Origin of the sequence: Halorubellus amylolyticus (assembly GCF_034808145.1) — an archaeon.
Taxonomy (GTDB): Archaea; Halobacteriota; Halobacteria; order Halobacteriales; family Natrialbaceae; genus Halorubellus.
This window is the reverse complement of sequence record NZ_JAXHGM010000003.1, coordinates 381,074-393,634: the sequence shown is the minus strand read 5'-3', so window position 1 is coordinate 393,634 and position 12,561 is coordinate 381,074. Positions and strand designations below refer to the sequence as shown.

Genomic DNA, 12,561 nt, shown 5'->3' with positions numbered 1-12,561 from the left:
CCGTCGTGTGTATCGTCTAATCGTTCGCCGATGTCCGTAACGTGACGTGGTGCCGCGACGCCAACAACTATGAACGCCGGGTCCGTGGCCTGGTAACATGGACTTCGGACTGGACGGCCGGACCGCCCTCGTGACGGGCGGGGCTGGTCGGCTCGGGAGCGAAGACTGCAAGCACCTCGCCCGGGAGGGCGCGGACGTCGTCGTCCTTGACGTCGACCGCGACGGCGCGGAACGCGTCGTCGAGGAGATAGCCGACGACCCCGAGGCGTCGGGGTCGGGGATGGCGGTCGAGTGCGACCTCACGGACCGCGAGGACGTCGCCGCGACCATCGAAGCGGTCGAGGAGGAGACCGGCGGCATCGACGTGCTCGTGAACAACGCCGGGTTCGTGGACGCGGTCGCGAAGCTCGAGGACTTCGACGACGGCCTCTGGGACCGCGACGTCGAACTGAACCTCACCGGCGCGTACAACGTGACGAAGGCGGTCTATCCGGGGATGAAAGAACGCGGGTGGGGGCGCATCGTGACGATGGCGAGCATCGCGGGGTGGCGCGGGAGCTTCGCGCAGATCTCGTACTCGACGACGAAGGCGGGCCTCATCGGGTTCGGGAAGACCCTCGCGCTCGAAGGGGCAAAGTACGGCGTGACGTCGAACGTGCTGACGCCGAACATCGTCGTCGAGGACCTCGCGGAGATGGAGCCCGAGCAGCTGGAGGCGTTCGACCCGCAGTTCGAGCGCATCCGACAGGCGACGCCGATGCAGGAGCTCGGTCGCGAGGACGACGTCGCCCCGCTCGTCTGTTACCTCTCGAGCGAGCAGGCGCGGTACGTGACCGGGCAGGTCATCGGCGTGACCGGTGGCGCGGACCTCTTCTCGTACTGAACTCGGCGCAGGCCACCCGTCGTGGCCTCGCCGGCAGGCGATGCCGGTTACTGCGGACACGGTGGGGTCGGTGGTCGTCGTGGGACCGGACGGGACGGGCTCGTGGCCGGTCGTCGAGCAAGATTACAGCGGACGAGGTGGTGTTCAGAACCCGCGGACGGGGGACGGTGAGCTGGTCGCGGTCAGTCTCGCATCGCGACGACGACCACCAGCATCGCGAGCGCGGCGAGCGCCGGCCCGAACCCGGGTATCGAGTCCACGTCGCCCCCCGACCCACCGGCGGACGCGCCGTCGGTCGGCGCCCTCGACGACGTGACTGGCGACCGCGTCTCGGACGCGGTCGTCGTCCCCGAGCCAGTGAGTGACGGAACGGTGGTCGTGGTGGCAGTGGTGTCCGTGGTCGTCGTGGTGGCAGTGGTGTCCGTGGTCGTCGTGGTGGCAGTGGTGTCCGTGGTCGTCGTGGTGGCAGTGGTGGCCGTGGTCGTCGTTCCCGCGTCCTCCGGCCGGGAGTCGTCGGTCGGGGACGGGTCCGCCGCGTCGTCGACCCCGTCACCGTCGGTGTCCGCGTCGAACGGGTTCGTCCGTACCTCCTCGCCGTTCGGGACGCCGTCGTCGTCCGAATCCATCGAGTCGTTCAGCACGAACGCGTCCGGGTCCGACGGGACCGGTGGCGTCTCACCACCCGCGACGTACCGGTCGAGCCACTCCCGCATCGACTCGTCGCCCGTCGTCGCGACCACCGCCGCCGAGAGGTTCTCGTAGGTCTCCAGGTCGCCGTACGGGTCGCCCTCCGTGAACCGGTAGGCGAGCACGTCCTGGAGCGAACGTACGCCGCCCGTTCGTTCGATTATCTCGGCGTCGAGCGCCGCGAGGACGAGCGCGCCCTTCTCGTAGGGGACGAGTTCGTCCCGCCACGTCGACGACTCCGCGAGCGTCGCATCCCTGAACGCGTCGCGCTCCACGGCGACCGCCGCCCGGAACTCGCTCCAGGACCCGTACCCGGCGTTCATCGAGAGCACGTGCCCGTAGTACTCCGCGCTCGCCTCCGTCAGCCAGCGCGACGACCCGTCGTCGAACGACCCGAGTCGCGTGTGCACGAACTCGTGAGCCGACGTGCTCTGGACGCCGTCGAGCCCCGAGTACGCGTCCTGCACCCAGAAGCTGTACTGCGTGGACGTCCCGAGCGCCAGGTCGTCGTCGACGTGCTGGTCGGGGAGCACGTACAGTCCGCTCGACGCGTAGTCGTACCCGACGTCGAGCTCGCGGAGGCCGAAGCGGTACAGCGACGCGTACGCGTCCGCGGTCGCCTCGGGGCGTGCGGTCGGCGGGACCACGACGGTGAGGTCGACGTCACGGACCGACCGCGAGGTGATGGACGTGGCGCCGTCGAGCGCGTACGCGTCGGTCGCGTAGCCCGGACCGGCGGTTCGACGTTCGCTCTCGAACGCGGGCGGCGTCCCGCGGTACCGCCAGGAGACGGACGGGTTCGGGAGCGAGACGAACGCGTAGTCCTCGCGTTCGACGCCGAGCGAGCCGGATTCGAGCGTGTCCGGGACCTCGAACGCGAACGAGAGCGTCGGCGCCGTCGTTCGCTCGTCCCACGCGAACGACCCGTCGGACTGCCGTTCGAAGCCCTCCGTGCCGGCGAGGGTCACCGCGTCGTAGCGGATGTACCGCGACTCCGCGGTCAGGGACACGACGTCGTCCGGCAGGTCGTACGTGACGTTCACGCGGACGGACCCGGCTCTGTCGGGCGTCCGGTCGAGCGAGATGCGTTCGACGATGCTCGATTCAGCGCTTTCGCTCCCTGCAGGGTCGACCCCGCCGTCGTGACCGCTGGGCCCGACGTCGCGGTCGCCGTGAGCGTCGGACTCGACGTCGACCGTGGTCGGGGCACCGGACGCCGGCGTCGCCGTCGCCCCTCCAGAGACCCCCACGGCCGGGAGTGCGACCAGAAGTGCGACCAGGAGGACGAGAGAGCTTCGCACGGAAACGAGTACCGCCGCGGTCGAGTTAACGATGCTGGCTGGGCTGGACGCTGGCTGGGCTGGACGCTGACTGAGGTGGACGCTGGCCGAGGTGGATGCTGACTGGGATAGATGCCGGCTGGGGTGGTGAGTGCGATGATCGGGAGTCAGAGTTCGTCGACGAGCGCGCGGAGGTTCGCGACGCGTTCGTGCGTCGGCGGATGCGAGCGCGTCTCGACGGTGAACGTGTCGTCGTCCGTCCCGTCGTCCGCGTCGTCGAGCCCGTAAGGGAGGAAGCAGAGGCCGTCGACGCCGTTGTAGTGTCCTCTCGCGTCGGTCTCGGGGAGTTCGAGGCCGCGGTCGCTGAGCTTCTCGAGCGCGGTGACGAGCGCGCTCGGGTCGCCGACGAGGACCGCGCCGGCGCGGTCGGCGACGAACTCGCGGCTCTCGGAGAGGCGACGGGAGAGCACCACGACCGGAGCGGTGAGGACGCCGAGGAGGATGCCGCCGCCGAGGACGCTGATGGCGACGAGCGCGACGAAGCCGAGGACCGACGACATGGAGAAGAGCGCTCCGGGGAGCGGGGCGGAGGCGAGGAGGTAGAGGACGAACGTGATGGCGAACCAGACGAGGAGGTTCGCGCCGCCGTCGACGTTCAGGACCTCGCGGTCGTCGCTGACGAGCGCGGGGAGGAAGCTCGCGAGCGTCATCACGGTCGCGTCGCGGTTCTTGACGTGCGCGATCTCGTGGGCGAGGACGGCGTCGAGTTCGTCGTCGGAGAGCGCATCCAGGAGGCCTTCGGAGACGACGACGGTGGCGTTCGTGACGCCGCCGACGGCGAAGCTGTTCGGGACGTCGCTGTCGACGACCGCGAGGTCCGGGGGTCGCATGTCCGCTTGCTTACAGAGTCGAGCGAACCGCGCGTGGAGGTCGGGGTGGGTGTCGCGGGTGTCGTCGTCCGAGGGGACGTCCGCGAGGAGTTCCTGGCGAGTGAACCGGAGTTGCGCCCACACGAACAGCGCGAGGACGGGGAGGAAGACGACGAGCCATCGAGCGACCGGCGCTGCGGTCGCGCCGACCACGGCGGCGATGGGGTCGTGGAGGAACGTCAGCCAGGGGTACGCGATGAGTGCGAACACGCCGACGACGACGCCGTCGATGGCGAGTATCAGGGCGAGCGTGAGGAGGATGTCCCGCATGAGTTTCCTGTCGCGTTCCATGCCGTACGTCGTGGAAATGAAGGTAGGCACCAAAAGGGTTTCCGTCCTGACACGCGCGCCGCGGTGATTTCGTTCCCTCCTTGCACGTATCAAAGGTAATATATTTAACCGTTCGTGTGTAGGCCAAGATGTGGACCACGACCTGTACCGAGCGGCGCTCGCCATCGCGTGCGTGTTCGCGGTCGTCCTCGGAGCCAGCCTGTTCCCCGCCAGCGGCTTCGGCACGAACCCCGTGCCGGCCGGCGGCATCGCCAACGGGAGCGGCCCGGGCTCCGGCGGTGGCGGCCCCGGTGACGCCGGGACCGCGACCGTCGCGGAGACCACCAGCGGCGAGTCGGCGACCACGTCGTCGACGCCCGACGACACCACGTCCGCGGACGGATCGACGACGACCACCGCCACCGACGGCTCGGACGGGTCCGACGCATCGACCGACACCACGACGACCACTACGACCGCGACTCCCGCGAGCGGCGCCGCCGCCGACGGCGGCCTCCAGGGGAGCCTGCTCGCGCTCGCCACCATCGTCTTCGGTGCCGGCGCGACGGTCGTCCTGGCCAGCGTCGGCCTGGGTCGTCACCATCGACGCCGCCATCCCGACGAGTGGGACCTCCCATCGGCCCCGCATCTCCGCGTCGTCGAGTACCTCCGACGCATCCCGCAGACGTCGCTGTCGTTCGTGATGTTCGCCGGCGCGAACGCACCCGGCATCCTCGACGGACTCGCGGACGGCATCGGCAGCGCGACGTCCGGTCTCGGCGCGATGACGGCCGGCATCGGGACGCTCGCCGCCAGTCTCGGTCGCGGACTCGCGACCGTCCCCGGTGGCGTCCTGAGAGGCATCGGGAGCCTCGGCCGCGGCCTCGGCTCTATCACGCTCGGGTTCGGCGCGCTCTCGTCCATCGGCTCCGGGAGCTTCCTCGGCCGGAGCGACGACCGACCGGACGACGACCCACGCAGCGGCGCGAGCGCCACGCCCGACGCGAACCCCGACCCGGAACCGCCGGAACCGCCGGCGTCGGTGCGCGAAGCGTTCGAACGACTCCAAGAGGACCTCGGCGTCTCCGGCGACGACGGGGAGACGCCCGGCGAGATCGCTCGCCGCGCCATCGACCGAGGGCTCCCCACGGACGCCATCCGGTCGCTGACGACCGCGTTCCGCGACGTCCGCTACGGCGGGCGTCCCGACGACGGCGAGCGCGTGACCGTCGCCCGAGACGCATACGAACGCGTCCGGCGTGCGCTGGAGGGTGAGTCGTCGTGAACCGACCGTCGTTCCTCCGGCAGGAGGGGAACGAGGGCGTGCTCCGACCGCTCGTCGCCGCCGTCGCGGCGGTCGCACTCGTCCTGGGACTGGTCGCGGCGTTGGTCCCCGGGGTCGGGGACGTCGTCGCGAACACCGTCGGCGTCTTCGTCGGCAGTCCCGTGCTCGTCGTCCTCATCGCCATGGGCGGCGGCGCGTACGGCCTCCTCCAGCTCTACCGGACCGGCGCCGACGAGTCCGAGCCGAACCCGCTCGTGGGACTGGCCCCCGAGCGAGCGCACTACGACGAGAACGCGATAACCGGGGACGACATCGACAAGTCCGTCGAGGCGGTCGGCGGGGAGCTCCCGGAGTCCGACGCGAAGGACTGGTGGACGTACCGCGAGAAGAACGACGTCCGGTCGTCGCTCGAGGCGGTCGCGGGACGCGTCCTCGCGAACGAACACGACGTCGGTCGGGAGGCGGCGACGCGACTCCTGGAGACCGGCGAGTGGACGGACGACCCGCGAGCGAGCGCGTTCCTCGGGACGGACACGCCGGACCTCCCGCTGAAGCTCCAGTTCTTCGATTGGTTGAGCGGCGAGGCGTACCAGCGTCGCGTCGAGGCGACCGTCGAAGCGATCGCTCGGCACGCGGGCGTCGCCACTGGCGGCGACGCCGAGGCGGGCGACGGCCGGACGGCGACCGGGTCGGCGCTCCCCGTCCATACCGCGACGGAGACCGAGCGCATCAGAGCGGCCGCCGCGGAGCTCGCACCGGACGAGCCGTCGACCAGCGACGGCGGGCCCTCGTCGATGGCTGACGTGCGCCTCGACGGCCCTCCCGGAGCGGCGGCCGACGCGGGGACATCGACCGCGTCGACCGCGAACGCATCGGACGCGGCCGACCACGGGGTCGCGGCCGACGACGAGACTCTCGACGGCGCGTCGACCGACGACGCGGACGCGGACGGCTCGTCGGCCGGCGGCGAAGACGCGGGCGGCTCGTCAACTGACGGCGAGGATGCGGACGCGAGCGTCGAGCTCGCCGCGGAGGGCGGAGGTGAGACCACATGAACGACGTGATACGGAACGACCGCTGGCAGGTTGGGTTGCTCGTCGCGCTCGTCGCGGGTGCGCTCGGCATCGTCGGGAACAACACCGTGCTGTTCATGGCGGCGACCGTCGGACTCGCGTACGCCGCGTACGGGTTCGCGACGTCGCCCGTGGAACCGTCGTTCGCGGTCGAGCGCGCGCTCTCGGACGACACGCCGACCGCGGGACAGGACGTCGAGGTGACGGTGACGGTGCGGAACGCGAGCGATTCGCTGGTCCCGGACGTGCGCGTCGTCGACGGCGTCCCGGACCGGATCGGTGTCGTCGACGGGTCGCCGCGGCATTCGGCGACGCTCCAGGCGGGCGAGTCGACGACGTTCTCGTACGTCGTCCGGGCGCGTCGCGGCCGCCACGAGTTCGGCGACACGACGCTCGTCGCGCGGAACGTCAGCGGGGACGTCGAAGCGCGGTCGACGGCGAGCACCGAGACGACGCTCTCGGTGAGCGCCGACGTCGGTGACGTCCCGCTCGCCCAGCAGACGATATCCCAGACGGGGATGGTGCCGACGGACGTCGGCGGCGAGGGCGTGGAGTTCTATCAGTCCAGGGACTACCATCACAGCGACCCGATGAACCGCGTCGACTGGAAGCGGTACGCACGGACGCGGGAGCTGACGACCGTCGAGTTCCGCGAGGAACGCGCCGCGAACGTCGTCGTGCTCGTGGACGTCCGGAACGAATGCCGGGTGGCTCGACGCGAGGACGAACCGGACGCGGTGACGCTGTCGAAGTTCGCGGCCGCACGCCTCGTGTCGTACCTCCTCGACGAGGGGAACCAGGTCGGGCTGGCGTTCTACGGGCACGACGGCGAGTACGTCCCGCCGGGCGTCGGCGACGGGCACGCCATCCGCATCCGGAACGCCCTCGACACGAGCACCGAATCGTCGTTCCCGGTGGTGACTGACGGCGGGTTCCGGACGTACAACGACGACCGGCGCGTCGACTGGCTGCGGCGACGGCTCCCGGACGGTGCGCAGGTCATGTTCGTGTCCGCGGTCCCCGACGACGAGCCCGCGGAGACCGCGCGTCGCCTGCAGGCGTCCGGGCATCAGGTCCGGATGCTCGCGCCCGACGTGACGAGCACGGAGACGCCGGGGTCGACAGTCGACCGCATCCAGTGGCTCGACCGCATCGGGACGGTCCGCGAAGCCGGCGTGAAGGTCGTCGCGTGGTCGCCCGACGAGCCGTTACGGTCGGCGTTCGATCGGGCGCGCCGGAGGTGGTCGAAGTGACCGACGCGTACACCTTCGACGGTTCGCGGACCGCGTTCGGGTCGACGGCGGCGGTCGTCGTCGCGACGGTCGCGGCGACGGTCCTCGGCGTGAGCGCGGGGTACGCGCTCCAGACGCTCCTCGGTGTCGTCGGCGGTATCGCGTTCGGGTACGCCGCCCGCGACGTCTCGCAGGAGGAGCTCCGCGCTCGCATCCGTGGAAGTTCGCTGCTCATGGTCGCGTCGGTGTTCGTCGTCGCGGCGCTCGCGCTCGAGAAGGCGAACGCGGTCGACGCCGTCCTCGTCGGCGCGATCACGGCGACGATGGGCGTGACGACCCTCGCCGCACTCATGGACCCCGACGAGGCGGTGAAGCCGGTGTTCGCGGCGCTCGCCCGGTCGTTCGTCGCGACCATCGCCGGGACGATACTCGCCGCTGCGCTGTACGCGAACGTCTTCTCGACGGTCGTGTTCGGGTCGTGGACGCTGTTCACCGTGATGCTCGCGACCACGCCGATGGCGGGGTTCGTCGCCCTCCAGTTCGAGTTCGTCCTGCTCGGCCTGTTCGCGGGGCGCGCCGGCCGGGCGGCGGCGACGCTCGAACCGTCCGGGAACCCCGAGGACGTCGACGTCGTCGACGTCCGTGACGTCCCGAGGGCGCTCTGGGTCCTGCTCGGCGTCGAGGTCGTCCTGCTCACGTTCCCCGGTGGGGCCGGGCCGTTCGAGTACCTGCTCGCGGTCGCCGGTCCCGCCGGCACCATCGCCGGAGCACTGCTCTCGAGCGTGTACCTGCACGGCGCTATCCTCGTCGTCCTCGCGGTGCTCGTGGTGCTCCCGGTCGTCGCAGCGGTCCGGCGGTCCGCGGTGGCGGTCTTCGGGAATCGTGCGCCGAAGACGCTCGCGTTCGCGACCGGTGGCGTCGCACTCTCGGTCATCGTCATCCTCGTGTCGAGCATCCCCGGATTCGACGGGTTCGTGAAGTGGCTGGCCGGCAGCGAGAGCGCGGTGACCGCCGCCGTCGATCTCTACGGGTTCGGGCCGGGCGTCCTCGGTGGCGTCTCGGGCGTCCTCGTCGTGATGGGTATCGGGTTGTTCTTCTACATTGCGGCGTTCGGACTGCCGTTCGTCCCGGAGCACGCGAGCGGGTTCGTGTTCGGCGCGGCGACGCTGTTCGTCGCCGCGGTCGCCGGCGCGTTCGCCGGCGCACCCGCACCGGCGGTGTTCGTCGCGATGGCGGCGGCTATCGCGGTCTGGGACGTCGGCGAGTACGCCGTCGAGTTCGGCGAGGAGGTCGGGCAGGCCGCGTCGACGCGCTCGGTGGAGGCCGTGCACGTCATCGCGACCGTCGGCGTCGGTCTCGGCGCGGTCCTCCTCGCGTCGCTCGCGACGCACTTCTTCGTCCCCCTCATGACGGCCGTCCCCCAGGACCGTGCGATGACGGCGCTCGCGCTCCTCGCGGTGGCGCTCGTCGCGTTCGCGTATCTCGCCGACACCGGGAGCGAGGACGCCACTGAGGAGGGGTCTGAGAGCGGTGCGGACCTCACCGACTGAGGCGGCTGCGAGCGCTGCGGACGCCACCGATTGCGTCTAGTAGAGGAGTGCGGGGTCGTTCTCGACCGCGTACACGGTTCGCGCGGCGACGTTCTCGCCGTGGTCGCCGACGCGCTCCAAGTCTCGGACCGTCAGGAGGTACGAGGTGACGTCGGTCATCGACGGGCCGCCAGAGCCGACGAGTTCCCGGAACAGCGCTTCGGTTCGCGCCTCGCACGCGGCGTCGAGGTCGTCGTCGCGCGCGGCGACGGCGCGAGCCGTGTCGGCGTCCCGGTCGAGGTACGCGTGCACGGCGTCCTCGACGATGTCGGCCGCGAGGTCGGCGACGTCCTGGAGGTCGTCGCCGAGCGTCGGCGCCCAGTCCTCGGCGGTCGCGCGCCTGGCTATCTTCACGGCGAGGTCGCCGACGCGCTCCAGGTCCGTCGCGACCTTGAACGTCGCGACGACGAACCGGAGGTCGGTCGCGACCGGGTGATGGCGCGCGATGAGGTTGATGCAGTCCCGTTCGACCTCGCGATGGAGGCTGTCGAGGACTGCGTCGCCGTCGACGACCGTCCGCGCGAGGCCGGCGTCGGCGCTCCGGTACGCGGCGAGCGCGAGGTCGAGTTGTTCGCGTGCGACCTCGCTCATCGTTCGGACGCTCGCGTGGAGGTCGTGGACGCGGTCGTCGACCGACGTCATCCGAACTTGCCGGTGATGTAGTCCTCGACGCGCTGGCTCTCGGGGTTCTCGAAGATCTTGTCGGTGTCGTCGTACTCGACGAGTTCGCCGCCGGTGAGGAAGACGGCGGTCTGGTCGCTGATGCGGGCGGCCTGCTGCATGTTGTGCGTGACGATGACGACGGTGTACTCCTCGCTGAGCTCGTCCACGAGGTCCTCGATCTTGCTCGTGGCGATGGGGTCCAGCGCCGACGCCGGTTCGTCCATGAGGATGACCTCGGGGTCGACCGCCAGCGCTCGCGCGATGCACAGCCGCTGCTGTTGGCCGCCCGACAGCCCGAGGGCGTTGTCGTCGAGGCGGTCCGAGACCTCGTCCCAGAGGGCGGCCTGCCTGAGCGCGCGCTCGACGAGCTCGAGCTCCTCGTCGGTGTCGTCGCGCCCGAACAGCCGCGCGAGCAGCCCGGTGTCCAGGTCGCCGTGCTTGCGCGGGCCGTAGGAGATGTTCTCCCTGATGCTCTTCGGGAAGGGGTTGGGGGCCTGGAACACCATCCCGATGCGCTTGCGTAACTCGACGAGGTTCGCGTTCGCGTCGTAGATCTCGGTGCCGCCGAGCTCGACGCTGCCCTCGATGCGGGCGGCCTTGATGCGGTCGTTCATCCGGTTCAGACACCGCAGATAGGTGGATTTCCCACATCCCGAGGGGCCGATGAGCGCGGTGACGGAGTTCTCGGGGATGTCCATCGACACGTCCTTCAGCGCGTGATCGTCGCCGTACCACACGTTCAGGTCCTCCACCGAGAGCTTCGCCTCCCCCTCGAACTCGAAGGACGTCCACTCCTCGCGCGTGCGTTCGGCTGTCTCCCCCGAGACGGTCGTCGACTCCTCCGCGTCGGCGTCGTAGGTGCTCTCTGTCATGGCTACGGTGAGTGTCCGCGTCAGAGGGTCGCGACCGCGCCGCGACTTGTCGGAGCCACGTAGCGACGGCATATAGAACTCATGACTAGCGGTGGACGCGACCGCTGCGCTCGCGGCGGCGGAGCGTCGGCCCGGGCGGTTGGGTCGCGACGGAGGACGCGGTGTCGGCGGAAGCGACCCGTCAGCGCAGGAACGGGACGTGCCGCCAGAGTTTGAGGCCGGCGGCAAGGACCTTCGCTTCGAGGTCGCTCGGGCCGGTGACGGGGTCGAACGGAAGTCCTCTGGACGTCGAGATGGCTTTCTTCTCGGTGAACCGGACGACGCCGTCGGGTCCGTGACGGCGGCCGAGCCCGGAGTCCTTCGTGCCGCCCATCGGGGCGTCGTGGGCGGCCCACGAGGTGATGTATCCGTCGTTGATGGAGACGGTGCCGGCGTCGATGTCGCGAGCGATGGCGCGGGCGACGTCGACGTCGCCGGAGAGGACGCACGCGTGCAGGCCGTAGTCGGTGTCGTTGGCCTTCCGGACGGCCTCCGCGTCGCTCGCGACCGGTTCCATGCCGACGACGGGACCGAACGTCTCCTCGCACGCCGCGGTCGCGTCCGCGGGGAGGTCCGTGAGGACGGTGGGCGCGTAGAAGTACGGGCCGACGTCGTCGCGGACTCGACCGCCGGTCTCGACGGTGGCGCCGCGGTCGCGGGCGTCCGCGACGTGGGACTGAACGCGCTCCAGTTGGGAGTCGGAGATGAGCGAGCCGACGGAGACGCCGTACGCGTACTCGGCGCCGGGTTCGAGGTCCGCGACGGCGTCGACGAACCGCGTGGAGAACTCGTCGTAGACGTCCTCGTGGACGTAGAGGCGTTCCGCGCTGATGCAGAGCTGGCCGGCGTTCGTGTAGCACGCGCCGATGGCGCGGTCGACCGCGGTGTCGACGTCGACGTCCGGCCGGACGTACACGGGGTTCTTCCCGCCGAGTTCGAGCGAGCAGTCGACGAGTTCCTCGCCGGCCTTCGCGGCTATCTTCCGGCCGACGGCGGTGCTCCCGGTGAACGCGACGTAGTCGACGCGCTCGATGAGCGGGTCGCCGAGCGCCTCGCCGTCGCCCGTGACGACCTGGAATGCGTCGTGGGGCAGGCCAGCTTCGCGGAGGAGAGAGACGGTCGCGAGCGCCGTGTACGGCGTCTCCTCGGCGGGCTTGAGGACGACGCTGTTCCCGGCGAGCAGCGCGGGGATGGCGTCGCCGACGGCGAGCGTGAGGGGGTAGTTCCAGGGGGAGATGATGCCGACGACGCCGACGGGGTCGTGGTGGACGCGCGCCGTGGAGAGGAGGGGGAGGGCGCCGCGGCGGCGTTCGCTGGCGAGTTGGTCGGCGACGCGCGTGGCGTAGTATCGGGCGGTCATCGCGACGTCCATGACCTCCTCGTAGGCGTCGCCGCGTGCCTTCCCGGTCTCGAGTTGCATGAGGTCGAGCAGTTCCTCGCGGCGGTCGAGCACGAGGTCGTGGAAGCGTTCGAGGACGTCGGTGCGGGCGTCGAACCCGCGGTCGGCCCACCGCTCCTGCGCGCTGGTCGCGTCGGCGACGGCGCGGTCGACGTCGTCGGGCGTCGACTCGGGTGCAGTGCAGACGACGTCGCCGGTGAACGGGGCGACGACCTCCCGGTCGTCGCCGTCGTCGCTCGCGGTGGCGAGGTCGTTCCAGCGGTCGAAGTCCCGCGGCGTCAATCGCGCGGGCAGCGAACTGGCGTCCGGCAACTCGGGCATGCGTCCACGTGCGGACCGAACCGTCCTAACGGCACCGGT

At 70.6% G+C, this 12,561-nt stretch carries 10 protein-coding genes; 5 read left to right on the top strand and 5 right to left on the bottom strand.

The genetic code is table 11. From position 1 onward, the window contains the following. The first annotated feature begins 97 nt into the window (after nucleotides 1-97). A complete protein-coding gene (locus tag SM754_RS10730; protein WP_323676223.1) occupies nucleotides 98-883 on the top strand; it encodes an SDR family oxidoreductase in 786 nt (261 codons plus the stop codon). Between the two features lie 182 nt (nucleotides 884-1,065). Here SM754_RS10730 and SM754_RS10725 read toward each other — a convergent pair whose 3' ends face one another. Both SM754_RS10725 and SM754_RS10720 read right to left on the bottom strand, forming a co-directional pair. Next, a complete protein-coding gene (locus SM754_RS10725; RefSeq protein ID WP_323676222.1) occupies nucleotides 1,066-2,871 on the bottom strand; it encodes a M61 metallopeptidase family protein in 1,806 nt (601 codons plus the stop codon). Between the two features lie 146 nt (nucleotides 2,872-3,017). Next, a complete protein-coding gene (locus SM754_RS10720) occupies nucleotides 3,018-4,070 on the bottom strand; it encodes a M48 family metallopeptidase (RefSeq protein ID WP_323676221.1) in 1,053 nt (350 codons plus the stop codon). A gap of 130 nt (nucleotides 4,071-4,200) precedes the next feature. Between SM754_RS10720 and SM754_RS10715 the strand changes: the two genes are divergently transcribed. Genes SM754_RS10715 through SM754_RS10700 form a run of 4 tightly spaced genes read left to right on the top strand, consistent with a single transcriptional unit; the run spans nucleotide 4,201 to nucleotide 9,189 of the window. Next, a complete protein-coding gene (locus SM754_RS10715) occupies nucleotides 4,201-5,334 on the top strand; it encodes a DUF4129 domain-containing protein (RefSeq protein ID WP_323676220.1) in 1,134 nt (377 codons plus the stop codon). Beyond that, nucleotides 5,331-6,389 carry a DUF7269 family protein gene (locus tag SM754_RS10710; RefSeq protein WP_323676219.1) on the top strand — a complete coding sequence of 353 codons (1,059 nt, stop codon included), beginning with the start codon at nucleotides 5,331-5,333 and terminating at the stop codon, nucleotides 6,387-6,389. Before SM754_RS10715 ends, SM754_RS10710 begins: the two co-directional genes overlap by 4 nt. Beyond that, nucleotides 6,386-7,660, top strand: coding sequence for a DUF58 domain-containing protein (locus SM754_RS10705; protein ID WP_323676218.1), 1,275 nt, complete (start codon nucleotides 6,386-6,388; stop codon nucleotides 7,658-7,660). Before SM754_RS10710 ends, SM754_RS10705 begins: the two co-directional genes overlap by 4 nt. Then, nucleotides 7,657-9,189 (top strand): DUF7519 family protein, encoded by a 1,533-nt coding sequence (locus tag SM754_RS10700; protein WP_323676217.1) that lies wholly within the window; start codon nucleotides 7,657-7,659, stop codon nucleotides 9,187-9,189. Before SM754_RS10705 ends, SM754_RS10700 begins: the two co-directional genes overlap by 4 nt. 36 nt (nucleotides 9,190-9,225) lie before the next feature. Here the strand turns inward: SM754_RS10700 and phoU are convergent, their stop codons facing one another. The 3 genes from phoU to SM754_RS10685 all read right to left on the bottom strand — a co-directional run bounded on the left by phoU (nucleotide 9,226) and on the right by SM754_RS10685 (nucleotide 12,522). Next, on the bottom strand, nucleotides 9,226-9,870 hold the full coding sequence (gene phoU / locus SM754_RS10695; protein ID WP_323676216.1) for a phosphate signaling complex protein PhoU: 645 nt from the start codon (nucleotides 9,868-9,870) through the stop codon (nucleotides 9,226-9,228). Further along, nucleotides 9,867-10,763: a phosphate ABC transporter ATP-binding protein PstB gene (gene pstB, locus SM754_RS10690; RefSeq protein WP_323676215.1), complete on the bottom strand. Its 897-nt coding sequence runs from the start codon at nucleotides 10,761-10,763 to the stop codon at nucleotides 9,867-9,869. The genes phoU and pstB overlap by 4 nt, the downstream gene beginning before the upstream one ends. Nucleotides 10,764-10,944: 181 nt before the next feature. Continuing rightward, nucleotides 10,945-12,522: a succinic semialdehyde dehydrogenase gene (locus SM754_RS10685; protein ID WP_323676214.1), complete on the bottom strand. Its 1,578-nt coding sequence runs from the start codon at nucleotides 12,520-12,522 to the stop codon at nucleotides 10,945-10,947. Between the last annotated feature and the right edge of the window lie 39 nt (nucleotides 12,523-12,561).